Source organism: Gluconobacter sp. Dm-74, from assembly GCF_018256135.1.
Taxonomy (GTDB): Bacteria; Pseudomonadota; Alphaproteobacteria; order Acetobacterales; family Acetobacteraceae; genus Gluconobacter; species Gluconobacter cadivus.
The window spans coordinates 103,907-127,348 of the sequence record NZ_JAERLX010000009.1 but is presented as its reverse complement, the minus strand read 5'-3'; the positions used below and the strand labels follow the sequence as shown (position 1 = coordinate 127,348).

The 23,442-nt window shown below is 59.5% G+C and carries 23 protein-coding genes; 15 read left to right on the top strand and 8 right to left on the bottom strand.

What is annotated here, in order from left to right; genetic code table 11:
* Positions 1-4: 4 nt before the first annotated feature.
* Entirely contained in the window at positions 5-748 is a 744-nt protein-coding gene (locus JK208_RS12615) for a transglycosylase SLT domain-containing protein (protein WP_349291994.1), read from the bottom strand.
* A 35-nt stretch (positions 749-783) separates the two neighbouring features.
* A complete protein-coding gene (locus JK208_RS12610; protein ID WP_211576409.1) occupies positions 784-1,257 on the bottom strand; it encodes a hypothetical protein in 474 nt (157 codons plus the stop codon).
* A gap of 135 nt (positions 1,258-1,392) precedes the next feature.
* On the opposite strand from JK208_RS12610, the gene JK208_RS12605 reads away from it, so the two are divergent.
* On the top strand, positions 1,393-2,328 hold the full coding sequence (locus tag JK208_RS12605; RefSeq protein ID WP_211505924.1) for a DsbC family protein: 936 nt from the start codon (positions 1,393-1,395) through the stop codon (positions 2,326-2,328).
* A complete protein-coding gene (locus tag JK208_RS12600) occupies positions 2,325-2,777 on the top strand; it encodes a hypothetical protein (protein WP_211505925.1) in 453 nt (150 codons plus the stop codon). The genes JK208_RS12605 and JK208_RS12600 overlap by 4 nt, the downstream gene beginning before the upstream one ends.
* 19 nt (positions 2,778-2,796) lie before the next feature.
* On the opposite strand, the gene JK208_RS12595 is transcribed toward JK208_RS12600, so the two are convergent.
* The 6 genes from JK208_RS12595 to JK208_RS12570 are packed head-to-tail and all read right to left on the bottom strand — an operon-like array spanning position 2,797 to position 9,203.
* Positions 2,797-3,069, bottom strand: coding sequence for a hypothetical protein (locus JK208_RS12595; RefSeq protein ID WP_249202143.1), 273 nt, complete (start codon positions 3,067-3,069; stop codon positions 2,797-2,799).
* 32 nt (positions 3,070-3,101) lie between these two features.
* On the bottom strand, positions 3,102-3,428 hold the full coding sequence (locus tag JK208_RS12590; protein WP_249202142.1) for a hypothetical protein: 327 nt from the start codon (positions 3,426-3,428) through the stop codon (positions 3,102-3,104).
* A gap of 8 nt (positions 3,429-3,436) precedes the next feature.
* Positions 3,437-5,692 (bottom strand): DotA/TraY family protein, encoded by a 2,256-nt coding sequence (locus tag JK208_RS12585; protein WP_249198573.1) that lies wholly within the window; start codon positions 5,690-5,692, stop codon positions 3,437-3,439.
* Positions 5,693-5,751: 59 nt separating this feature from the next.
* Positions 5,752-7,437 carry a hypothetical protein gene (locus tag JK208_RS12580; RefSeq protein WP_211503453.1) on the bottom strand — a complete coding sequence of 562 codons (1,686 nt, stop codon included), beginning with the start codon at positions 7,435-7,437 and terminating at the stop codon, positions 5,752-5,754.
* A 21-nt stretch (positions 7,438-7,458) separates the two neighbouring features.
* A complete protein-coding gene (locus tag JK208_RS12575) occupies positions 7,459-8,595 on the bottom strand; it encodes a hypothetical protein (RefSeq protein WP_248845612.1) in 1,137 nt (378 codons plus the stop codon).
* A 35-nt stretch (positions 8,596-8,630) separates the two neighbouring features.
* Positions 8,631-9,203: a hypothetical protein gene (locus JK208_RS12570; RefSeq protein ID WP_249198572.1), complete on the bottom strand. Its 573-nt coding sequence runs from the start codon at positions 9,201-9,203 to the stop codon at positions 8,631-8,633.
* A gap of 517 nt (positions 9,204-9,720) precedes the next feature.
* On the opposite strand from JK208_RS12570, the gene JK208_RS12565 reads away from it, so the two are divergent.
* From JK208_RS12565 to pilP, 13 genes are read left to right on the top strand one after another with little or no spacing between them, the layout of a single operon-like run.
* Complete coding sequence (locus JK208_RS12565) at positions 9,721-10,458, top strand: hypothetical protein (protein WP_338085340.1); 738 nt, start codon at positions 9,721-9,723, stop codon at positions 10,456-10,458.
* Entirely contained in the window at positions 10,458-11,105 is a 648-nt protein-coding gene (locus JK208_RS12560) for a DotI/IcmL family type IV secretion protein (RefSeq protein WP_099287111.1), read from the top strand. The genes JK208_RS12565 and JK208_RS12560 overlap by 1 nt, the downstream gene beginning before the upstream one ends.
* Positions 11,106-12,032 (top strand): DotH/IcmK family type IV secretion protein, encoded by a 927-nt coding sequence (locus JK208_RS12555; RefSeq protein ID WP_099287112.1) that lies wholly within the window; start codon positions 11,106-11,108, stop codon positions 12,030-12,032.
* Positions 12,029-13,276 (top strand): DotG/IcmE/VirB10 family protein, encoded by a 1,248-nt coding sequence (locus JK208_RS16155; RefSeq protein WP_338085341.1) that lies wholly within the window; start codon positions 12,029-12,031, stop codon positions 13,274-13,276. The genes JK208_RS12555 and JK208_RS16155 overlap by 4 nt, the downstream gene beginning before the upstream one ends.
* Before the next feature lie 57 nt (positions 13,277-13,333).
* The gene (locus tag JK208_RS12545) at positions 13,334-14,560 is read left to right on the top strand and encodes a hypothetical protein (protein ID WP_249202141.1); all 1,227 of its coding nucleotides are present in this window, start codon (positions 13,334-13,336) and stop codon (positions 14,558-14,560) included.
* 1 nt (position 14,561) lies between these two features.
* Positions 14,562-15,107, top strand: a complete 546-nt coding sequence (locus tag JK208_RS12540) for a hypothetical protein (protein ID WP_062106755.1) — start codon at positions 14,562-14,564, stop codon at positions 15,105-15,107.
* A gap of 53 nt (positions 15,108-15,160) precedes the next feature.
* The gene (locus tag JK208_RS12535; protein ID WP_062106757.1) at positions 15,161-15,562 is read left to right on the top strand and encodes a hypothetical protein; all 402 of its coding nucleotides are present in this window, start codon (positions 15,161-15,163) and stop codon (positions 15,560-15,562) included.
* A 1-nt stretch (position 15,563) separates the two neighbouring features.
* Entirely contained in the window at positions 15,564-16,106 is a 543-nt protein-coding gene (locus JK208_RS12530; protein WP_082780044.1) for a hypothetical protein, read from the top strand.
* Complete coding sequence (locus JK208_RS12525) at positions 16,106-19,264, top strand: type IV secretion protein DotO (protein ID WP_244901429.1); 3,159 nt, start codon at positions 16,106-16,108, stop codon at positions 19,262-19,264. Before JK208_RS12530 ends, JK208_RS12525 begins: the two co-directional genes overlap by 1 nt.
* Positions 19,265-19,278: 14 nt before the next feature.
* Positions 19,279-20,232: a TrbG/VirB9 family P-type conjugative transfer protein gene (locus JK208_RS12520; RefSeq protein ID WP_244901430.1), complete on the top strand. Its 954-nt coding sequence runs from the start codon at positions 19,279-19,281 to the stop codon at positions 20,230-20,232.
* Positions 20,229-21,143, top strand: coding sequence for a toxin co-regulated pilus biosynthesis Q family protein (locus JK208_RS12515; protein WP_211503457.1), 915 nt, complete (start codon positions 20,229-20,231; stop codon positions 21,141-21,143). The genes JK208_RS12520 and JK208_RS12515 overlap by 4 nt, the downstream gene beginning before the upstream one ends.
* Complete coding sequence (locus JK208_RS12510) at positions 21,140-22,828, top strand: pilus assembly protein PilN (protein WP_099287117.1); 1,689 nt, start codon at positions 21,140-21,142, stop codon at positions 22,826-22,828. Before JK208_RS12515 ends, JK208_RS12510 begins: the two co-directional genes overlap by 4 nt.
* Positions 22,825-23,439, top strand: coding sequence for a type IV pilus biogenesis protein PilP (pilP, locus tag JK208_RS12505; RefSeq protein ID WP_099287118.1), 615 nt, complete (start codon positions 22,825-22,827; stop codon positions 23,437-23,439). The genes JK208_RS12510 and pilP overlap by 4 nt, the downstream gene beginning before the upstream one ends.
* Positions 23,440-23,442: the final 3 nt, after the last annotated feature.

The window sequence follows — 23,442 nt, the reverse complement described above, 5'->3', positions numbered from 1 at the left end:
CACATCAATCTAACCGGGGAATATCGCTGGCCCAAATCCTTAGCGTAGGATTCCGCCCCCTCCCGCAAACGCCCCCTGTGACGGCCTCCGAAGCCCCGCTGCCCATGCGGCTGGCCACCGTCTGCTGGTACTGACCCACCGTCCAGCCGCTCATATTGTTGGCCGCGAGCGTTTTGGCGGAGACATACTGGCTGAGCGGCGTGCTCGCATTTGATTCGGTTGCTATGGCCGCGCCGGCCTTGGTGCCGAACATGTAGGCGCCATAGACCTGCGTTCCGGTGGCCGGTGCGCCTGTCGAGCGACTCACGGCGGACGCGTAATCGCTGATGATGGCGCTCGCCACCTTGGCCTGGGCGACGAGATCGGCGCGGTCCGCGGCACTCAGACCGAGTTCTGAGGCATACTGGTTCCAGGTGCCATCCGTGACCTGCCAGACCCCCTGTGCACTTGAGGACGTATTCCCGACATTCTGGAAATGGCTTTCAATCTGCCCGAACGCCGCCAGAGTGTCCGGATTGATCCCGGCCGCCTGCGCCGCAGCCACCGCGTCTGCCCCATAGGTCTGTGCCATCAGCGTCCCATACGCATCCGCCGTGCCCCAGGCGCCCTGATACGAGGATGTGGCGGTGGTCCCGCCAGTCGTCGTCGCGGTCGAGGGCCGCGTAAAGACGGGCGAACCGGGTTCCGGGTTGGTCGGCACGATCTGCTCAGGCACTGCCCCGAACGCAGCAGTGACAGGACTGCTCACGCCGAGGGTCAGTAGCGTCAGAACCGGGAAGGCTTTCACTTGGCCGGATGCGTAAACAGGACCATCCCGGCCGCGTTCTCACCAGAGACAACACAGGCCCGGGACGCGCCGTCCACGAGCGGGCGATAGGCCACGACATCGGCCTCCGGGATCCAGGCAAACGTCGTCCCCGAGCGCAGAACCTGCCGCCAGCCCTGAAAGACCGTGTCCGTCACCGCGATCTGCGGAGCGGCTGTTCCAACATGGACCGCACCACGACGCGGCTCGGCAAAAAGCGGCTCGAAGTCGTGGGCGGGACTGCGACAGGTCACGGGAACCGGCGTGGCATGCAGCGTCTGCGGGGCCTGCGTGACTGTCGGGGGCGGACCCCAGTTGCGGGAACCGATCTCCGACTGACGCTCCTGCGACAGCCTGTCCAGCTGCTCCGGCGCCAGATGCTGTGCTGTGGCCTGGGAGACCGGAAGAGCCGCCAGCGAGACACAGACGGCGAGCCAGAAGCGAAGGCGCATGGTGCAGAATCCTTTAGAAAGTACCTCCCCATAGTCTGACCGATCCGAATGTGAGTGCGAACACGAGTCTGATTGACACGCTCGGATCGCACTCACATGTGCGCCCGTTATGATGTCCGCAGGAGGATCAAACCCATGCGCTCTTTCATCCCGATGCTGATGCTCGGGCTCCCGGCTGTTGCCCTCGGAGCCTCGACCTGCCCTGCCGCCGAGCCAATCCATGCTACCGGTGGCTCCCCCCCGTCACGGCCTGTACCTGTTATGCCGGAGATGGGGCCAACGCTGCCCGCCGCCGATATTGCCGCCTCACCTGCTTTGACCCGCCTTGCGAGCCAGGGCGCACAACTCTATCGGCTCAAATCCGAACATGGTCTTGAGGCGGTCTTCGCCCGGAGCGGCACGCAGTTCCGTGTCTTTTACCTGACGCCCGATCATCTGGCCGAAATCGGAGGGGTCATGTGGGATGCGACCGGCCATAACATCACGCGCGATCAGGTCTCATCGATCCCGGGTGCGATCCCGACCGTGCAATGGACTCCCTCTGGCTCAGGTCAGGGCTCAAGGCCGGGCGCGCCCTCAGCGACGTCTGCACCTCCTGCAGTGGATCCTGTTGAGCGCGTGAAGGCGGTTGCCTTCGGGCTTGAGGGGCAGGACACGGCACCCCGCGTCTATATGTTCATCGATCCGCTCTGCCCGTTCTCGACCCGTGCCTACGCGGCCCTCAAGCCCGCTGTTGCTTCCGGCCGGCTACAGCTTGCGATCGTACCGGTCTCGATCAACGATCATGAGAACAAGGGCGCCAGTACGCCGGCTGCGCAGCAGATGCTCTCTGCAAAGCAGCATGACATGGCTGCACTCTGGAACCAGATCGATGACCTTGGCCATGCTGTTCCAGGCCACACAACATCCGACACGGCGGGCGCCAGCCTGATGCTAAATCTCTCTGCCGCTCATGCGATCGGTCTGAGAGGAACGCCAACCTTCGTGTGGAAGGATCGCACCGGCACCCCGCATGTTGAGGCGGGACTGCCAGACGATCTCGATGCGTTTCTCGCGAGCCTTCACGCGTGAGCGGTCGTCCGACCGTGAAGCAGCGGGCCGGACGAGCCGCATTATGGCTCGTCTTTCCGTTTATCTTTGCGCTGAGGCCGGGTCTGCGCACGGCGCAGCAGGGTCTTCGGATCCTTCAGGACGTTCCTGTGATCCAGCCCGTGGATCAGACGACGTTAGAGGACCAGTCTGTCCGGTCGCCGCAAATGGCTGCAATCCGTAAGCGCACCCGCACCCTGGGGCAACTGTATGGCACGCTCTGTCTGCTAGCGAGCCTCTGGTGGGTGATGCTCCTCATGTGGAGCGGGGGGGCTGCGCTCAGTGCGTCCTGTGTGGAAGCGCTCGCCTGTGCGATTGTTCTGGGAAGCCAGTTTATTATCCAGGGCTTCTCAAACTGGCAGGCCCGGACAGGGCGTGCCGGAAAACTCTCGGAGTATCTTTCGGACGGGCGGCTGCTCTGGCCTCGATAAGGCCAGTCTCCGGGACGTCTCAGAACGTCCCGGACTGGGCGGCTTTGCGGTCAATCGACCAGGCGGCCTTTTCATAATTAGGGCGATCACCCTGATCGACCGGATCATTAGGTTTGACAATGGTGCCGGCGCGGGTCGCCAGCGCAGGACGCCAGGTTACGGGCGCAGACCCGTAGGGCGCGTAAGGATCGTAAAGCGGCTGCTTCACCTTGGGTGGTGGTGGCACATTGTAAGACGAGAGCGAACGGATGTTGCCGTGAGCGCAGGCTGACAGGCTACAGAGTAAAGCCATGCCCGCAACACCTTGCCTCAACGTAATGACCGTCAAGACCTGTTACCCTTTGCCTTTAGCTCGGCTTCGAGTGCGACAACACGCGCTTCAGCTTTCTCAGCTCGGCCTCGCCACAGGTCGCGTGTTTCGCGCCCCCAAGTCTGCCACTCATTTCGGTTCTGCTCCATCTCATCAAGGCCACGATTAGCCACCGCGTATTTTTCTGCGAGGGCGTCGTATCGCTGCACAAGATCGTTGTGAAGATCTACAACCTGATTATAGGCGGCCAGGGGAACCGACTGACCGGCAGCCTTCGCCATTCTTTCGGTAGCCTGCGTGATGCGGCAGAGCTTATCATAGTCTAGAATGTCTCCCATCATCGTTCTCCCTAATCTTCGGCGCGACCAGAGATCTGCATGAGAGCTCTGGTGGTAGAGTCTACTGGCTCGGCATCGTTGTTGTCGACGGTATTCTGCCCGTTCCCGCTTGCACTCACATTCGAAACCGTATCGCGAGCCAGTTTTGCCGCTTTATCTGTGGGAGCGGCGATCCCCCGGCCGGTCGACTTGTCATTGAAGTCGTCACTGTCCACACGACCAATACTCGTCATGCCCGCCATCGCAGGGATATGGTGGGGTAGAGTTGAGATCAGCCTGAAGCACATGACGGCGATGCTCATCTCCATTGTGACGAACATGCAGAGCAGGACAATCAGACCAATGAAATTGTCCAGAAGCCAGCCACGCTCGAAAACAAAGCCTGTTGCGATCGAAAAAGCCTTCATGACCAGCCAGGAGATCGAGGCAAAAATCGTGTAACTGAGCACAAGACCCGAAATCATCATCACCGGGCGAAAGACAATTGTGAACAGCACTTCGTAGCCACGGTTTCCGCGGCCATGGAGGCCCTCTCCCTGAAAGACTAGATGCGCCAGCATCCACAGCGGAACGCCTACCACGGCTTCGACCACGACGATGTACCATCCCGCGACGCCTGCCATCCAATACGCAAACGGTGTCATCGGGAGGACGTATGCAAGCGTAATGCCGGGCGCGAGCAGGGAGAACGCCGCCGCAAAGACGGGCGTGAGCAGGGCGTTGATCAGACCGCTCAGTGCAAAGCTGCCGGCAGAAGCGATGGCAGCAGGGACATCCCCCGACGCAAGATTGGCCGCTGTTGCGAGCCCCGCGCCTGTCTTGCTACTGAGTACCGCCGCGCCGCCAATAATTGCCAGTGCCGTGTGGATCAGAAGATGGCCAAGCCCGATCATTGCCCCGAGAGGGTCGGTCCAGTCGCTCCCGGATGTTGGCGAGAGGAGATGATTGACGATCAGCGTCATCACCCCGTTCGTGATGCCGAGCGCCTGAAGTATATGGTCCAGAGCGGATTGCCCGGAGCTGGGCAAAGCCGCACTACTGAAGAGCCTTGTCGCCCCGTTCGGCGCACTGGGACTATCTGACGTGGAGAGCTTCTGCTCCTCGGCAGCCTGATACTGTTCGATTGCCGTGATTGGACCCGCAAGATCTTTGGAGAGAAAGGACCCCAATCCCTGCCAGCTTGGCTGCGTGACCGAGGGGACAATGGAGGACATGGACAGCACTTCTGCATTAAGGCGGGAGATCTCAAGGTAGTAAGCTCCCAGGCCGCTCCATCCGAGGTTTTTCATCGCCACGTATCCGGCATCATTCGAGCCGTTGCCATCTGAAGAATACTGCGCGCGGATCTTGCTGATCATGGCAGTGGCCGCTTCACTCAGCGCACTCGAATAGGACGTATTTTGCGCAGTCAGTACGCCATCCATAGAGCGCAGGGCAGTCACGTCCCGGGTCTGCCATATCGTATCCGCGAGAGAGGACATGGGCGTGCGCACCGCGCTGATCAGATTCTGCAGCGCCTGGACCTGCTTAGTTGCGACATCCGACAAATCGAGATTTGAACCGAGCATCTGCTGTTCGAGCTGCTGTGGGATCATGACCGAAATACTGCCGCACGTTACCGCAGCCGTCGCTTCGCCGACCGCAAGGCTGTAATCGACGGTCACGGGCGAACCGTTCCCGGGATTGGAAATCTTGGGTTCGGGCATGAGGTCAGGATTGTTTGAGGCCTTATTGACCAGAGCGCGGCACAGTTCGCTTTCCATCACCGCCATAACGACCGGTCGGGTCCCCGGTATAATTGGTTCGGCAAGGGGCAAAGCATCCGGGCCGATGGATTTGGCCACAACATCCGTCAGGTTGCGAGCCATCCCGATTGCCGTTTTCGCACCCTGCACGACGAGCGCCTGCCCGACCGAGAAGCCTCCATTTGCAGGGATCGGCACCATCAGGCCGAGTGCTACAACAACGCGCAGCGGCACCCACCCCGAGAAACTTGCAGAGAAAATCTTCCCGCTCTCTGCTGTCTTATGAACCTGCAGGATGGAGGCATAGCTGATCCAGAACGCTGCAATCAGCATCGCATAAGCCGAAATATACTGCAGCATTGTGCCTGTGGCTGTCTCTGTACCCCCTGACATCGGAAAGAGACTGTCGAGCACGCGGGCGGACCAGTCGTCGCCCGCACTCAGGTTGCTCCAGCTCACGCTGTCTGCCGTGGTTCCGGCATAGGCGGATCCCATAGTTCCCCCAAGGGAAACGACTGTCATGATGACCGCCCGGAAGGGCCGTGACGCTCTAAGGAGCCGCATGAACTGGTGCATTGTTTTTAGACCTCGGGGCTCGGGCTGTTATCGCGACTTTGCTCCTGGCCCTGCTTTCGATCTTTGGTAAAAAAATCATGGAAACGGTCCACCAGACGCTGCAGAGCCGCGCCAACTTCCTTCAGGAAGTCCTTGCCCGGTTCCTGGCCCGGAAGAGATTCCAGCTTCTTTGCGACACTTGCGGCGGTTTCTTCTGTGCTCTGAACAGTGGGATCGCTTGAGGCGTCCCGCTTAGAGGCTTCTTCGCCTAAAACTTCGACCTCTTTGCCCAATCGCTGGGACGACTTGCGAAGCTTTTCCCAGGACTCTGCGAAGCCGGGCGTCTTCTCCAGAGACGCAGTGAGCTGTGCGCGAAGCGCCTTATGACTCCCATCGTCGGTCATGCCCGCAATGACAGAACTTTCTGATTGTCCAGGCTCTGACGCGGCTTTGGCAAAGGCTTCAAAAAACTCTCGGCCGACGCGTTTGAGAGCGCCTAGATCTTCTTCGACTTGACGGGCCGCTTCCTTGACCTTTCGCGTTCGGTTCTGGATCTGGCGGTCGTCGCTCTTACCCACCAGATCACTCATAAAGTCGGCCAAGCCGCGTCGATTGGCCGCCGTGGCAGCGGTTGCCGCAACTTTTTCGTCAGGCTGATTTAGCTTACTCTCTGCCTTCGGCTTGTGTTCCACGGCTGCCTGATCCGCATCGGGTTGGGACGTCCTATTGCTTGCATTAGCGCTTGGGGCTGGCTTCTTGGTCTCCTGAGGCTCTTCTTTTTCCGCCTGATCGGCCTTACTCTGATCGTCACGATGTACCGTACGATCTTCCTCTGCAGCACCTTGTGACCGTGGCGCTTCCATTTCTCCCTGCGACCCAGAAGGGGAACGGTCGCCCTCGAATTCATCATTTTCCCGAAAAGGACCGGCCTCTTCCTCAAGAGACTGTAGATATCCTTCGTCCTCAAACGGGTCATTCGGAGGAAGGCCAGGCTCTAGGATCTCGCGCTGCCTCTGGGGCGCTTGCTGAGGCTCTTGTGACTCGCTCTCGCTTTGGGCACCAGGAGGCTCAGGCTCCGTCACAGTCGGCTGTGGCAGTTCAGCGGAAGCCGGTGGCTGAACTTCAGGAGAAACTGTCCCCTCCGGCGCGGGCTCCGGCGCCAATGTCCCTGCTGGCTCGGACGGCTGCGCATCCAGGCGAGGTGACGGCTCTGGCTCGATCTGTTGCGCACGGGCGGGAGTGCCCGACAGTGACATGGTGATGCGATAGTCCAGAACGGCAGCCAGCCGTGCAGCCGCAACGGAAGCCTGTTCTTCCGGAGACATTTCGGACATCTCAAGCGCTGTTTTACGGAGATCACGGACGAGATCTCGATCTTCAAGCGAGCCAGCCTGCGCCAGAAGGGCTTTGATTTCTTCGTTCTCCAGCCCCGGCAGATCTGTGCCATGGGCCTTCAGGCCAGCCGCGAGAATGGGCGGGATCTGCGGCTCTGCACCGGTTCCGCTCAGAGCCTTCCAGTCCTGGACAAGCCAGGCCACCTGAACCGTGAACTTTGGATCGCTTTCCAATGCAGGGTTTTCCTGCAGTCGTGCCGTCAGGTCAGACAGATCTTTCGCAAGCCCGCGCTCAGCTGCGGGGATGGTGGACTGATGAGTATCAAGGGCCTGCAGGACGTAGCCTAACGGCCCTTGCTGAGTAAGAGTACCCGACATGGTCATTCCTATTCGAGACATTCAGGGGAGTGTTGTGGTGGGAACTGGCAGAGGCGAAACCGCCCGAAGCCTTTGCTCAGCGGAGGTCGCGAGCCTGTTGGCCTCCATCAGCGCCCGGGTCTGGTCCAGTTTGAACTGCTGCCAGGCAATCCAGTTACGCTGCGCGTCCAGCAGCGCGATCTGGACCAGGACCGATTTGTCGGAGGGCATCGCCTGCAGATCTGCCTGCCAGTCAGTGCCACTGTATTTCCGGTTGATTTCCAGTTCAGTGGCTTCGCTTTCGGAGCCAACCGACGTGTTGGTGTAACCCTCACGGACTGCCTCTGCCTTTTGGGCAGCACTCAGCGTCACGGTGTTCGCGTGCCACCCGATAATGTCGTCTCCGACGTGATGGGCGAGCGAAATGGCGGCATTATAGGCACGGCGACCCGGAAGGGCGGACTGCCCATCCACAGAGGTCAGGGCGCTTCCGCGCAGCGCGGCAGGCGCAACCGGCTGGATCAGTGTCGTAACATAATCATTGGCGCGGTCGATCGAGGCCTGATCCTGATAAGCCGGGGGCGTTAACAGGCTGGTGGCGTCCTGATCTGCATTCTGCTGGTCTGCGGATGCGAGCGAACAAACACCCGCGTCCGCTTCTGCATCCGAGCAGTAAAGCGTGAAATGGCGGTTATTATTGGCCTGTGCGCCCTGCCCTGCACCTTCCCAGGACGGCGTTCCTTTACCGGCCTGTGTCCGCTTGTCCTTGCCGCTATCAAGAGCCGTCGCGACGGCCGCACCATTTCGCGCCGCGACAACGGCAGCCTGCCCTCCCTCCAGATTGAGGCAATCCTGTCTGTTGGTCTCATGGTTATCGCGTTGCTGAGCTGCCCGAACGTCTCGGGCAAGTTCGGCCTGAACCATGTTGTTGGCGTCAGCTATCTGTTCCTGCGCGCCAACCTGCGCCTTCATGTAGTTGCTTAGCTGCGTAAAGCCGTCTCCGAGACTGCCGTTAATGAGGCCGAGCGTGCTGTTCAGGACTTTCTGGGCCGTTGTTATGACGCTGTTCATCGCGCCCTGGAGCGTGCTGATTGCGCCCACGATCGCAGCTGAATCAAAAAAGGCGTAAGCCGGTTTCGGGGCAGCAACGGTGGCGAGCGTGAAAACAAGAAGGCTCACACCCCCCAAGCGTCCGGCTCTTTCAAGGAGGCGCGTCATTGGGTCACCTGGGAGATGCCAGTGCTCGAACCAATCGCTTCAAAACTGTATCCAGACGGAAGCTGGCTCTGCCCGGTGACGTCCCAGCTCTGGTTACCGGTCGTATTCGTCCCGGCATTAATCAGGCTGTCGCCGCCGCCGCCAAAATTCAGGTTCGGGCAAAAGCTCCCGGCCCCAAGACCAAGATTGAAGTTCGTATCCAGCCCCGTCACAGAAAGACCGCAATGGGCGGAACTCTGGAGGCTGTCCCATTCTGATGAAAGCTGCGAGCAGATCTTGCCCATTGCCGCCTCAGCAAGAGATGCGACGTTCAATCTGTTCGTCACAACATCCAGCCCAACGCCGTTGAAGAAGTTCCCAAGGCAGGTGAACTTCGTTACGGATTTGGGCTGATGGATCGTTGCATCGTCTGCTTTCAGGTCTGCAGCAAGGCCGGTTGCCCCTGCTTGCACCAGTGTCTGGCAGCCTGTGGAAGAGTCCGCCCCGAATGCCGGAGCAATCAGACGGAAGCCCAAAGCTGCGAACAGCGGTACATAAGTTAGACGTCCACGCTCTCGACCGGCTTTCATTGCGGCGCAATCCGAGGTGTTCCTAAGGGACGCTTGTTCAACTGCGGGGCAGGCTTGACGATCGGTGCAAGAATTTGCCTTGCGGTATCTGCTGTCAGCCACCCTTTTTTGGGATTTTTCGGCTCTTTCGTCTCACCAGGCACTTTGACCCTCCAAAGCGGTTTCCATGTGAGCGACTTTAATGATGCGAGATGTGAGTGCGCGCCGCACCGTGGCGTCCACAGGTGACTGGTCTGGCAGTGGAAAACATAGTCGCGAGACGTTCCGTTTGCGTCACAATCGAGGCCAAAAACTGAAACGTGAGCTATGCAAAATGGGAACGGGGGTATTCCCAGAACGCGGACGCGGCCATTTTCGGTACTCCGCTGCCCGTTCCACGCACTGTTGCAAAAATACACAGTTCCCAAAAAACGCCGCTCTTGCGGTAACATTTTGAGACGCATCCGGTTAGGCTGAATGACGATAAATTAACGATCTACCGGATGTATAGAATACCATGCAGGCAAGGAATAACGAAGTGACGTTCCATCATAGCATGGTTCTTCCATGGGCTAATGTGCCTACCGAAAGAGTATCTCGCCTACTGACAGGTACAAAAGTATTAATAGAACGTAAAAAAACTTCGTTAAAGCGCTCGAACACCAGAAGGTTATGGTCTCAGGATGAGACGAACGCGCTCGTAAAATGCTATCCGACCGACACGGCGATCACAGTCATTGCCGAAAGGATCGGAAGAACTCCGCAGGCTGTCACGAACAAGGCAAAGCGCCTCGGGCTCCGGCGTCCGCTGACGCTCAAGCGCCAACGTGCGGCAGAAGCACGAAAAAACCAGCTTATTGCTCCCAAGCTCGATCAGGGTCTCGCATCTGCAACATTAGGGGTCTTCCCGAAAACCGCGTCTGGGAGAGCCATCTGGAACACCCATTCTCTGCATCTTCTGGCCGATCTCTGGAAGCGGCTCTACTCACCAGCCTTTATCTCTGAATACTTCGGCCTGAAGTATAATACTGTCTGCATGGCTGCGAAGAGAGCAGGCCTTCCAAGCCGGGCCGGTTTCACTTTGTTACGGAAATCTCCCACCGAAAATCCATTTTCTGTTGCCGAAAATGCAACACTCGCCAGTCAGATGATCGCGCGGACCTGTGGCATCACGAACACAGTTTTCTTCCAACACCCGAAAGACCGTCGCCAGCAGCATTACAGCTACCTTGGCAGTCGCCTCGTCGAAAAACGCGCATCCGGATGCTTTCACTGATGCGTAATGCGTCTGCTGCTATCAGCCGAAGACTTCTTGATCCCGAGTTTCTTCAGCGCGTCATCAAACGTGGACTCATCGCGTTTTCAGGAAGTCTCGTGCTGAACGTCATTCTTGGATTGGCGCTCACGGTGTTGGTAATGAAAACACCGCATGTTCGCTACATTTACCATGACTCACTTGGGAAACCCCGCGAGCTAATCGTCACGGATCAACCTTATTTTTCGGATTCCGAGGTGATCAATTGGGCCGCCAGGAAAGTCACCAATCTCTATACGATGGATTTCGTGAATTATGCGAAGCATCTGGACAACTCTGCCAAAGACTTCGACCTTCCCGCATGGAATGCCTGGGGCCAGTCCTTCTCCGGGCCGGGTAATATCGAGTTTATTAAGTCCAAACGTGTTTTCCTGACTGCCACACCGAAGAGTGCGCCATCGATACGTTCCGAAGGAAAAACAAGAACGGGCGACTATGAGTGGCATGTTTCATTTCCGATGCTGCTCAAATGGGAAAATGCGTCGGGCTCGACCACCAATCTTCTGGCGGTTGACGTAACCATCAGGCGCACCAACAGTCCCGAGCATCCTGATGGGCTTGTCATCACCGAACTCAATGCGCCTCGCGCCGCCGATAACGGGGGCTGAATGCACGTCGCAATCAAAATGGTTCTCGGGATTCTGCTACTAGCGGTTCCCGACACGGTGGTCTGCGCACAGACCACGCGGGACAGCAATGGAGCGCCACGGGTTGATCCCATTTATGAGGGTTTGCCGCCACCGCCGAGTGCGATGCAAAACCTCTATGACCGGTTCGATCAGGGCCAAAGAAACCTTGATGCGCAAGACGACCCGCATCGGCTCGCCACTCCGGCATCCCGTTCGGTTCGTGTGTCCCTCGCTCCCGGCGCTCAAACCAACATTATCAGAATTGCGCAGGATTATCCCGCAGCGATCACGTTTCTTGATGAAACAGGCCAAGCATGGCCAATTGCGTGGAATATTGCCACCAACAAAAGCGGTGGCTGCGATGCACAGGGACAGGGGCAAAACTCGGCCGTGCGGAGTGTGGGTATCAACGCCTGCGTACCGGAAGCGGGGTCTAATGTTCTGCAGCTCACGCCCATTTCGCGATATGCCCACGGTGGTCTCCTGGTCAACCTCAAGGGAGCCCCAAAGCCAATATCATTTATGGTTATCAGTGGCACGGGAACCTACGACGCGGACCTGACTGTGCGGGTTGCTGCACGCGGACCAAACGCAAAAGACGCCCCGAACCTTGAACCCGACGCGCCCGCCACAGGTGATCGCAATCTGGACGCGATGCTCGATGGCGCACCGCCCGCTGATGCTGTTCCATTAGTCGTTTCTGGCGTGAGTCCGGATCGGATCAGAGCGTGGAAGCTGGGGGACAAAATGTACCTCCGCACGGATTACACGCCGATTTCTCCAGCTCCAACCGCTCATGAATCTGAATACGACGTCGGAATCTATGAGATCCCGCAGACATCAAAGGTGCTGTTGTCCTCAGGTGCCCGGATTGTCTCAGCTACACTTTCGGAGGATGGCCCGTGACCGACGCCCCATCAGGACCGAGCTCGGCCGCTCGCGGCTTTGCAACCAGTATCAAGTCCTCCCGCCGCCCCGCCTTTGCGGCTGCGGGCCTCCTGCTTTTCGCCGCGGGCGGGTGGTACATCATGAGCCACGGATCTGCGCCGAAACCGAAATCGGCAGCGTTGCAGACCCCGAACCTTGCGCCACCTGCGGGAGGCAATAATCATTCCGACAAGCTGGACAGCGCGACGCTCCAAAAAGAAAAGGCCGATGCCGATGCTGCTAAGGCCCATGGAAAATCTTTTGCGAGTGCGCTGACAACAAACAGGCCTCTTGGGGACGATAAGGCGCCACTTTTGAATGGGATGCCCGGTACGGGTTCGGCAACACAAGCTGGCGTCACCCCGCCTGGTACAGCCCACACGTCGCCACCGCCCGCAGTGAACCAGTTCACGCGCGCTCCAGCAGGAACAAAGGCCGCCCCAGCACCACCGGCCAGCCGTGTGCGGCGACCGGGAGAACTTTCCGAAGCGCAGGAGGTCGAGCTTTTGGCAGCATGGAGCGGACGGGCGGGCTCATTGGACATGGAACTTCCGGCCGAATCTGTCGCAGCGAGCGCCCATAAGCAGGCGAACGCCTCTTTTACCCAAGAGCCGCAGTCCTCTCCATCAAGCGCAAGTGCTGCACAACAAAATGCGGCGACGGTAAAACCGGCAACCCACAGGCTCCTTGCCGCAGGACGAGGCGTCTATGGTCATTCCGTACTCGGCATCAATAGCGACTATCCCGGCACGCCCGTACTCGTCGAAGTTGATTCAGGACCACTGGCCCACGACAGGCTGTCTGGCTCCTTTGAACGCAAAGACGAACGGCTGGTTATCAAGTTCGATAAACTTATGATCGGGGACAGCGATCCTTTGCCGGTCTCGGCTTATGCTGTGGCACCCGACACCATGGAAACGGGCCTCGCTTCGGAAGTTCAGGAGCATCTCGCGACGCGCATCTTTCTTCCGGCCGCTGCTGCTTTTGTCGAAGGTCTTGGCAACGCCATGCAGAACTCAAACACAAACAGCGTCACAAGCGGGCTTGGCGTAAGTTCGTTTACGCATCTGACGTTGCCTCAACAGCTTGCCGTCGGTGCCGGACGGGCCGGACAGGAGATGGGCCAGCTCCTGCAAAAACAAACGCCGCAGAACCCCACGGTCCTTTTGCACAAGGACGATCCTATCGGAGTGATTTTCACGGACCCCGTCGACGTCCCCTGACTGCACTCACAACGGCCTCTGGCATCCTGCAATCACGATACAGGAGGGACCATTAGCATGCGAGGAAACGCAATGCGCCGTGAGGACACAGGAGGGGTCGTTGAGATGCTGCGGCCCCAGAAGCGCTCCCCAGACCAGCCCGGCACACAGGCCGAAGACGCCCCGATACCACAGGAGACGGAGCTGCCGGGTACCCGGGCGCATGCGCCAGAGGCAGCGGCAGAGAACGGCCGCAAGCCTCGGAATGCGCAAAGTAACGAGGAACATCACGTCACGCGCGCGCCACGAACTCGGCTACTTGTCGGAACGGCGCTGGCGTTGCTCGGGACAGGAGGTCTTCTTGGCGGTGCTGTGGCCGTCGGTGCGCATTTCGGCGTTCCAATCCCTTTCGTAAATGACACGGCACGCGTATCGGTACCCTCCAGATCGAACGTGCCTGCCGTGGCTTCTGCTCGGAAGGAACCCTTGGCGCTGACGCCACCAGCGCTCGGCACGCCCGATGTGTCAGAGAAACAGGCCCAGGAGCCATCGGTAGCTCAAAGCGACGACCCTTTCGCAGGCGAGGGCATGTCAGCCCCTATCGACCCCCCTGCCGCCCCGAAGCCTGCGGCAGTCAAAGCGGCTCCGACCATCTCCACGACGCCCGCTGTCGCGGACCAAACGCCGAACGCCCCAGCGGTTCCCACGAGCCAGGCGGCACCTGCGCCTCAGACACAGCCAATCGTGTCAGTAGCTTCGGCCACAGCACCCGTGCCTTCTGTCGCGTCACCTGCATCCTCGTCTCCGGACGCAGCTCTCGAGCTCGAGATGGCCAAGCAGCTGAAGGCGTTGGACGATCATGTCGCGGCCTTGCAGAAAACCGTCGATGCCATGCAGGACAATCTGACGGGGGCGCTAAACCGCGGTCTTGGCGAGTTCAAGGGACGTCTTGACGAGCTTCAGCATCACGAAGACCAGACAGATCGCGCACTCCAGGCGAGCCAGTCCGCGCTCCTCCATCCTGCTCATGACCACAGCAACGCCGCACCCATTGCGTCTCGGGTCGTAAATGTCGCGCTGCCTCACCCTTCCGCCGAACCCAGCGCGCCGAAACCCGCCCCTGTTCATCTGCCCCAGTACACAGTGCAGGCAGGAGCGCCAGGAATTGCCATTCTTCAAGATGAACAGGGCAATGCCAGTCGCGTCGAGGCCGGCTCCGTTATTCCCGGTTGGGGACCCGTCATCACGATCACGTCTTCAGGCTCACGATGGGTCGTGCGCACTCCAAAAGGCCTGATCCACTAAAATGGAAGGGCTCTTCGACTTCGCTCAGGATCTTGGTGCCGCGCTGTCCTGGCTGCTCCCGTTTCTCTGCTACGTCGGCGGAGGCTGCTTTCTTCTGAGCGGCGTTATGGGCATTTTTCAGCGCTCATCCATCAGTAACGGATTACTCTCCAAGGGCGTGGTTCCGGAGATGATGATCCTTGTCGGTGCGACTTTCCTGTCGTTTCCCGAGTTCCTCAATATGGGAAACCGAACCCTCGGTTTCGAGGGCAATGCGGGCATCGGCACACCGACCAAGATGAGCTTCTCTTCAGATACCCTGATGACGGCGGCCCAAGGCGGCCCGCTGGCTGCCCTGACGGCCATCCTCAATGTCTTTCATGTCTATTTCGCAGCCTATGGCGCGCTGATCGTCTATTTCGCGATCGTGCGTCAGATGGGCCGGGCGAAAGGCGCGAACAACAGTTCCACCGGCCTGAACATGGTCATGGGAATAGCGGGATTCCTCGTGATGAACGCAGACGTCCTTGGTCCTGCACTCCTCAAAGAACTGAAGCTTGTGCAGTGACCCCACACCTTCACCCTACAGTTGACGCCGAGAGCGTCTATTCCGGAGTCATTATGACACAGACCTCCCACACACACCTGAAGCGTTCCCTGATGGTCGCGGCCCCTTCGCTTGCCGCATTGTCATCTCTTGCTTTCGCTTCCGCAGCCCATGCTCAGGCTATTGACGACATCACGCGTGATGCAACCCAGAAGGGGATGAACGCCTTTGGCATGGCGCTGAACGCCTTCTGCTTTATTGGCGGTGGCATTCTGCTTGCGATGGCGGTTTTCGGCTGGTGGCAGCATCAGCGGAATCCGAACGCAGGATCAAAGCCGGGCATGATCATGGCTGGCTTTATCTGCGGTGGCATCCTGCTGGCTTTTCCGTTCCTCGCCAAGACTGCGTCCTTCACGATGTTTGGTACCGCACCGAGCGTCACAGGCGAGCAGCAGCAGATGAAGTTCGACAAGTAAGATGCCGTCGTCCCGTCCACTCGTCTCAACCGGCAAAAACAAGCTGATGGTCGAGGACCTGAAGGCACCATCTAGCGGGCACTGCACCTGCTGCGAGCACATGCTCGCGGTAGTCAGCGTGGCAGGCAGACCCCTCTGCCTGACCTGTGCTCCGGCCTTTGCCCTTGATGAGCCAGGTATAGACGATGTTGCGACCCTGATATGGCTTCCCCACCTGGATCAAGGTGCTCTGGGGCGTTGCGTCACAGCGCTTCATGTAGCGGCAAGAGCAACTGACCATACCGTACACGACCAGTCGCTTACTGGTCAGGCGCTCAGCGCAAAGCGTGCCTTCGAGGCGCTTCTCTCCTGCCGCCTCGGGGCCGTGGAGAAAATCGGAACGGACCGCCCGTCTCTGTATCGATCCGCTCTGAAGAGCCTCTCTCGTAACCCTCTTCCGGAAGCCCATGAAACAGGACTGCGGATCCTCATGAAGGGCACGTGGTTTCCAGATAATCCGCGCCGCTATCTCGACGCGGCTCAAGAATGGGCAGTGGCACGCTGATGTTACGTAAAAAACCTGCGCACTCAGACGAGCAGGAAAGCCCCCGTCTTCCCCGGTCCAGAGCCTCCTTCCTTGATGGTGTCCTGCGCTGGATTGCCGCCGCCTCTACCTATCTGCACCGGGACGTGACATCGTTCTGCGATCTGGCAACCTGCGATCAACGCGGCCTGATCACGTTCCAGGGCGATTACGCCACCGTCATCAGCCTGCGAGGAATGCGGCGGATTGCCAACGGCGCTGAAATCGCCGCGGCATCCTCGCGACTTCGTCTGGCTCTAGGTAGTCAGTTCAGCCGACCCGGGCATGCGTTGCAGTTCTGCTATGTCGCCGATCCTGAGGGTGTCGGTGAGAGCATCCGGCGAAACCTCGATGAACGACGGACCGTTGCAGGTGCGCTGAACGCCGATTTCGAAGATATCTTCACGGAACGACAGAAGGTGCTTCCGCCCTTCATGCGTCAGGAGCGCACGTATCTTGTGCTCTGGACAAGACCTGCATGCCTGTCATCGCAGGAGGTGTCACAGGCGAAGCGCGAGCGGGCCAACCGCCTCAAGGGTCTGCCGCCGCTTGGTGATGCACAGAACCCACTTTTGGGAAGCCTCGAACTCGGCACCATCCATCAGACCTTCGTTCAGGGCACTTGCGATGCTCTGAGTGCTGAGGCTGTGCAGGTCGATATTCTCAGCCCCGAAGAGGGTCTTCAGGCCATTCGCCACGAACTCTACCCCGATACGATAGGCTCTTCGTGGACCCCCTCCACGCCGCTTCGCAGCCCGGGTGAAACCATTCCGGAGACTGAAGCGCCCCCTGATGCGTCGGCGGCCTTATGGCCCCCGTTGCGCGAACAGCTCTTTCGTGACGATGCTGCCACTCCTGATTTTTCGACCGCCCGAATAGGTGTGTTCGACTGGAGCCCCATCGAGCTGACGCGTGTACCCGAAATGCCGGTGCCGGGCGTCAGCAACAAGCCGGTTCCGACTTTTACCGAGCTTGCGGCACGTCTGTCGGGTCGTCGCATACCATGGCGCGCGACAGCTTTGATCGAAGGCGTGCGACCGGGTTACATGATGTGGAAGGATACGATCGCTCAGTTCCTGAAATTCGGCTCCAACACCCCCATCAATTCCGGGTTCGAAGAGCTGAAGGCCATGCGTAACAGCCAGAGTGACAGCATCGTCAAGCTGCGCATGGCCTTCGCCACCCGCTCGAACGCCGGTGACACCGAGACACTCCGCACCCGCGCCTCAAGGCTGGAGCAGGCCATCCAGTCCTGGGACAGTGCTCAGGCCAGCCGCGTGTGTGGAGATCCGCTTGCGGGTGTGCTGTCTTCCGTCCTCGGGATCGCCCTTGCCTCGACCGCACCTCCGACCCCTGGCCCGATGTCCCAGATTCTGACGATGATGCCATGGGCCAGGCCAGGGATGCCCTGGGCCGACGGCGCAATGCTGTTTCGTGCGAACGACGGCACCGTGGTTCCTTATGACCCTGCTGGCTCAGGGCGCGAGGCGGTACTTGACCTGTTCGTAGCGCCTTCTCGTCGCGGCAAATCCATGCTGGCCAATGCCCTCCTGCTGGCCACGGTTCTGAGCCCTGCTGCAATGACAGCTCAAGGCGCCAAACTGCCCCTGATCGGCAAGATGGACGTTGGAGATTCGTCTTCAGGGTTTATCGATATGGTCAAGGCCGGCTTGCGACAGGAAGACCGGCACCTTGCAATCCATATTCCGTTTCAGCTGATTGACGAACACGCTTACAATATTTTCGATACCGAAACATGCTGCCGGGCACCGCTGCCCTATCACCGCACGTTTCTGACCAATTTCATCGCGCAGATCTGCAAGCCGCTGGATGGCTCAGACTTCGAGGGCATGAACCAGCTGATCGACGCGCTCATTACGGCCGCGTATGAATACTTCTCTGACACGGGACCCTCTGTGCGGCCAAAGATGTACCGTGAGGGCGTTGATCGCTCGGGCATCGACGCGGCTCTTGCGCACCATCGTCTTGTGGCGACGCGGAATACGTCCTGGTGGGAAGTTGCAGACCTGCTGGCAAACGCCGGCGACATGCGCATGGCGCACCGCGCAACACAGTTTGCCGTTCCGGTTATCGGCGATCTCGTCGAGGTCGTGCGTGAAGAGCGCATCCGCATGGAGTTCGACAAGACGAACCCGACAGGCGGCGCAGAGTCCTCCATTGACGTCTTCCGACGATACCTCAATCACTTCGTCGCAAAATTTCCAAGTCTGACAAAGCCCACACGTCTGGATCTTGGAGATGCGCGGATTGTGGTCATCGACATTGACCGGGTCGCGCCGGAGGGTCAGGGAGAGGCACAGCGCCAGACAGATCTTATGTATCTTCTGGGGTTTCAGATCGCTTCGCGCAACTTCTTCCTACATCCAGAGGATGCCCAATACGTCCCTCTCCATGTGCGTCCGTATCATCGCAAGCGTTTCGAGGAGTTTCGGGAAAGCTTCAAGCGGATTGAGTGCGACGAGTTCCAGAGAACCGCAGGTGCCCCGTTCGTGCAAAAGCAGTTCGAAGAGGCGGCACGGCGCGGCGCGAAGCTCAACGTAAAAATCGGCCTTGCCAGCCAGAAGCTCGCCGACTTTGGGGACTATCTCATCTCTCACTCGACCGGTCGCTTCATCCTGGGGGCAGGCGACGAAGACGAAGCCAATGAGATCTGCACACGGTTCCGCCTGAGTTCAGCTGCGCAGGCCATCGTACGCAATGGACTGAACGGCCCTCGCGCCGATGGAAGCGGTGCCCCACTCATCTGGCAGACGCGCGTAAATCACGAGCTCTACGAGTTGTTCGTTCTCAATCTCATGGGGCCGATTGAACTCTGGGCTCTCTCCACCAGTCCAAAGGACACGGCGCTGCGCCGCCGCCTTTATGACGCGTTAGGAACGACGGAAGCACGTCGACGCCTCGCAAGGGTTTTCCCACGGGGGTCGGCCGAGCAGGAAATCGAGCGTCGCGAAGACGTCCGGATGAAAGCCGGTCAGGATTCAAGCACCGCCCTCGGCGGCGTGATCGAGGACATTGCCAGAGAACTCAGGGATGGTGTTGGGCTGGGTACGGTCATCCGGATGCCTTCTGAAGACGAACTGTCCGCACTCACAAAGGAGTCCGCCACACTAACAGCATGAAGAACGCTCTTTTCATGCTTCCGCTCGTCGGTCTTGCAGCGCTCAGCGGGTGTGCGGGTGAGAATACCGAGACCCCGGTGACAGTCGATGTTCCGGGGATGCCGTCACCCGAGCTGGCCCTGCAAAAAAGCCTTGATCGTATCAACGGCTTTTTGGGGAGCCTGAATCAGAGGATCGATACGCCGGTTCGACAAACAACCGCGCTTGCTGTCACGCCCTCCCACCCGATCAATCTCGCGCCACAAGCCCAGGCATCTTCGCCGCCGGTAACATCCCCACCGGCTGCATCGCATGAAGCCAGCCCGCTTGCTGGCAAAGCGGGCCTGACGTGGTTCGCTTACGGCGATGGCTATGCACGGGTGCGCTGCGCGCCAAGTGCCCTCTGCATTCTTCGCCTTCAGCCGGGTGAGACAGTCGCAAGTGAGGCCCTTGCTGTAGAGCCAAAAGCCGGATGGCGGACAGATCTTGTGCGTGGAACACACGGCATTCACGCTGCATGGGCCGTCGCACTCACGCCTGACCCGGCCGCCAGGCAGTCCATCCTGCGCTTCTCGACCAGTCGACGCTCTTATATCGTCATTCTTGATCCCGTCGGCCCTTCAATGCGCAGCATTGCCTACAGCTATGCTTCGGGCGATCCGCAGACGCAGCCCGAGCCGCCGCCGTCGCCAGAGGCGCTGGCCAGGCGGAATACGCCAGATTTTGACTTCCACATGACGGGCAGCAGCCCGGGATGGAAGCCTCTGCGGATCTACCGCGAGGGCGATCATACCTACATTCAGTTTCCGCCCGGTGGGATCAACCGCGCCCCTCGTCTGGTTGTGCTGTCACCCTCCACCACCGCAACCCAGCCGTACCGAACGGTCGGTGACTCTTACGTCGTCGATCTACCCGTCACTGACGCCCTGTTGATCGGTAACGACCCCGGCTCTCCTACAATTCGCATCTCTCATGGAGGAAAGGCATGACGCGCCGTCCTTATGCTCTCACAGTGGCGTCGCTGCTCGCTTTCTTGAGCGCTTGCACCGAAGTTCCGCCGTCACAAACGTCCCACATCAGCGGAGCGGGCTTTCGAGACACGTCCGCCCTCACCGTCTTCATTGCGGACATCCTTGCACATAGTCTGGATGCAGGGCGAACAGTCCTGCGCCTCGCACCCTATATCGGCCCGGATGACGCTCACGCCCAGACCCTGCTGACGGACACCCTGCGCGAGCGGGGCTTCGCTCTCTCACCACAGGGCATGCCATATCCGGGGGCGCAGACCGTGCGCTATGCCGTCTCTCCCCTAGGGGCGGATCTTCTGGTGGAACTGGATGTCGAAGATGCTGTTGCCACCTGTCTTTACGGACATGACAACGCCGGAGCTTTGAGGCGCAAGGGCAGCTGCAGCCTTCGGAGCGGTGCGTCCCTGACGCTCCAGATCCCTGAACAGGACGTTCTGGTTTCGGGGCCGCCTGCCCCTGAAAAACCTCAGCAGACGCCACTACCCGGTCCAGTCCAGCTGGCCCCACAAAACCCCGTCATTCAACCCCATCCGGATGAGGTCGAAGCCAAGCCACTCCCTGTCCGGGCACCCGTGGATCCGGAGCATCCGGCGCTGGTGAAGCTTCAGCCCCCTGCGGAAGTCTGGACGCTTGTGGAAGGGCAACCCATCCGGGACCAGATGATGGCCTGGGCTGACCGCGCTGGCTGGAAGATCAGCTGGCCAGCCTCCCTGAACTGGATGGTGCCGGCCATGACGACCTTCAACGGTGATTTCAAAACCGTCATGTCGTCCGTCATCCAGACAGTATCGGACGAAGGGAAGTCCATTCGGGCGGAGTTCCACACCCCTAACAGATACCTCGTTGTAACTTCGCCAGGAGGCGGCCGATGAAACTACGCACCACATTCCTGGCAACACTGGCAGCCGGCACACTTCTCTCCGGATGCCAGGACTTCCAGGACGCCCAGCATCGCGAAGCCGATGTCATGAACACGGCCGAGCGTCAGCACGTCCCGAACATCCCGGTCATTTCAGAGAGCGACAAGCCCTGGCTTCTTGGTGACGCGATTAAGGATGTCGATCCCATTCCAGACCTCCTGAAACATCCCGCCGCCATAACGATCGCGCGCCCCACGTCGCTTCGGGACGCGGCCATTCTGGCCAGCCGCCTGACAAGCGTTCCTGTCAGAATCATGCCGGATGCGGAGGATGCTGACGATGGTAGCGAGATCGGTACGGCGACACCACAATCCGTCAGTTTCAATGGAACCAATCTTCCCCCTCCCCCGGTGATGTCTGCCATGTCAGCCGCTTTGGGAAACAAGGGAAAGAGTGCCAGGCAGAGCTGGAACGGTAGCGGCGACTGGCTGAAGTATGACGGCACACGGGAAGGCGTATTCCAGGCTCTCGCCACGCGCTTTGGGGTGTGGCAGCGCTTCGTCGACGGTCATGTCGAGTTTTACCGCACGCTTACCAAGACCTTCACCGTGCCTGCCTTTGCGGGCGACACACAGGCAAACACGTCCATCATAGCTTACACGGGTGGTGGCTCGGGATCGTCAGGGTCATCGTCGGGAAGCTCGGGTGGCGGCGGGGCATCTACCGGCTCGGGAAGCTCGTCGGGTCAGTCTTCAGGACAGTCTTCTGGTATCGCCTCGGTATCGAGTACCAGTAAGACCAACCGCTGGAAGACCATCGAACACACCGCGCAGATCGTGTCAGGAGGAGCAAGCGTGGTCGCGGATGAAGGCCTGGGCACGCTGTCCGCCACTGGCACGCCCGACCAGATCGCGCGTGTCGACGACTGGATGAAGAACCTGAACGATGGCCTGATGAAGCAGGTCGCCGTCGAGGTCCATGTCTACACTGTCAAAGTGTCGCATGAGAGCAACTACGGCTGGAGTCCGCAGCTTGCCCTCAAGAATTACGGCAAGGCGTTCGGAATGGCGGCGATGCCTGCTGCAATTCCGGCCCTGCAGAGTGCGGACACACCATTCAGCTTTGGTGCGTCCATTCTCGATACGGCGACCGGAGCAACAGGACAGTTCTCAGGGACCAAGTTTGTCGTCCAGGCGCTTCAGCAGCTCGGAAACGTCACCGAACAGTATGATCGGGGCGTGGTGACGACCAACGGCGTTACAGCTCCGTTCCAGAACGGTATCAACACGACATATCTTGCGAATACGACGACGACACTCGCGACCAATGCCGGATCTGCCAACTCGCTGTCTCCTGGGGTCATCATGTCCGGCTTCATGGGGTCGGTGACGCCAAAGATCGTCGATAACCGCATTCTTCTGAGGGTGAATTTCCTCCTCCAGACGCTTCTGTCGATTCAGACCATTACGTCCAATGGTTCCAGCCTTCAGGCGCCCAAGAGCTCGAACACGTCGCTTGATGACACAGTGGCTCTACAGAACGGCTCAACCCTCGTCCTGAGCGGCTATGTCGACGATGCAACATCCCGTACGCGCAACGGTGTCGGTTCAGCCCTGAACTGGGTCACAGGTGGCGGAGGCGACGCCCAGGTTTCCAAAACACATGTTGTCGTCACAGTCGAGGCTCGCACCCTATGAAACACCTCATCGCAGCAGCGGTCGCTTTTACTCTGCCCGGCCTGGCGCAGGCGGCGACACTGGATTGCGCAAAGCACCTCAATGAGCCGGCCGCTGGTGAGGTTCTGAGTATGGCTCAGATTGATCAGAACAATGCCTGTCTGACGTATCTTCAACAGGCAAAGGCAGCGTCTGACCTGACAACGGCTATCGCTGCGAACGAGCGCAAGCAGAATGAGAAACAGGTGCAGGGACAAGCACCCCGGGCGGCGCTTGATACGCAGCTGGCACCGCCCCTCTCGCCACCTCCGCGTGAAGGATCGAACGACGACCATCCTCTCCCAAAGAGCCTGCCCAAGCCTCCCACCTATGACGCCCTGCTGGTTGATCCTTACAATCACACGGCGTCTGCCATTCTCAGGTTTGCAGACGGAAGCACCTCCGAGGTGTCAAAGGGGGTTACACTTCCGGACGGAAGCGTCGTGCTCGCGGTGACATCTTCGGGCGTCCAGATCTCTTCCAACGGGTCCAGAAGCCGCCTGAACGCAACCGGAAGTCAGCCGAGCGGCACGCAGATCATTGCCATTCCGGGCGGGTCGAACACGCTCCCTCCACCGACGTACTCGCGCTGAGGG

What these genes read in the sequence shown, in the direction of transcription:
- JK208_RS12610 (WP_211576409.1), bottom strand. Translation starts at nt 1,257, where the DNA reads ATGCGCCTTCGCTTCTGGCTCGCCGTCTGTGTCTCGCTGGCGGCTCTT.
- JK208_RS12605 (WP_211505924.1), top strand. Translation starts at nt 1,393, where the DNA reads ATGCGCTCTTTCATCCCGATGCTGATGCTCGGGCTCCCGGCTGTTGCC.
- JK208_RS12595 (WP_249202143.1), bottom strand. Translation starts at nt 3,069, where the DNA reads ATGGCTTTACTCTGTAGCCTGTCAGCCTGCGCTCACGGCAACATCCGT.
- JK208_RS12590 (WP_249202142.1), bottom strand. Translation starts at nt 3,428, where the DNA reads ATGATGGGAGACATTCTAGACTATGATAAGCTCTGCCGCATCACGCAG.
- JK208_RS12585 (WP_249198573.1), bottom strand. Translation starts at nt 5,692, where the DNA reads ATGACAGTCGTTTCCCTTGGGGGAACTATGGGATCCGCCTATGCCGGA.
- JK208_RS12580 (WP_211503453.1), bottom strand. Translation starts at nt 7,437, where the DNA reads ATGTCGGGTACTCTTACTCAGCAAGGGCCGTTAGGCTACGTCCTGCAG.
- JK208_RS12570 (WP_249198572.1), bottom strand. Translation starts at nt 9,203, where the DNA reads ATGAAAGCCGGTCGAGAGCGTGGACGTCTAACTTATGTACCGCTGTTC.
- JK208_RS12560 (WP_099287111.1), top strand. Translation starts at nt 10,458, where the DNA reads ATGCGTAATGCGTCTGCTGCTATCAGCCGAAGACTTCTTGATCCCGAG.
- JK208_RS12555 (WP_099287112.1), top strand. Translation starts at nt 11,106, where the DNA reads ATGCACGTCGCAATCAAAATGGTTCTCGGGATTCTGCTACTAGCGGTT.
- JK208_RS12545 (WP_249202141.1), top strand. Translation starts at nt 13,334, where the DNA reads ATGCGAGGAAACGCAATGCGCCGTGAGGACACAGGAGGGGTCGTTGAG.
- JK208_RS12540 (WP_062106755.1), top strand. Translation starts at nt 14,562, where the DNA reads ATGGAAGGGCTCTTCGACTTCGCTCAGGATCTTGGTGCCGCGCTGTCC.
- JK208_RS12535 (WP_062106757.1), top strand. Translation starts at nt 15,161, where the DNA reads ATGACACAGACCTCCCACACACACCTGAAGCGTTCCCTGATGGTCGCG.
- JK208_RS12530 (WP_082780044.1), top strand. Translation starts at nt 15,564, where the DNA reads ATGCCGTCGTCCCGTCCACTCGTCTCAACCGGCAAAAACAAGCTGATG.
- JK208_RS12525 (WP_244901429.1), top strand. Translation starts at nt 16,106, where the DNA reads ATGTTACGTAAAAAACCTGCGCACTCAGACGAGCAGGAAAGCCCCCGT.
- JK208_RS12520 (WP_244901430.1), top strand. Translation starts at nt 19,279, where the DNA reads ATGCTTCCGCTCGTCGGTCTTGCAGCGCTCAGCGGGTGTGCGGGTGAG.
- JK208_RS12515 (WP_211503457.1), top strand. Translation starts at nt 20,229, where the DNA reads ATGACGCGCCGTCCTTATGCTCTCACAGTGGCGTCGCTGCTCGCTTTC.
- JK208_RS12510 (WP_099287117.1), top strand. Translation starts at nt 21,140, where the DNA reads ATGAAACTACGCACCACATTCCTGGCAACACTGGCAGCCGGCACACTT.
- pilP (WP_099287118.1), top strand. Translation starts at nt 22,825, where the DNA reads ATGAAACACCTCATCGCAGCAGCGGTCGCTTTTACTCTGCCCGGCCTG.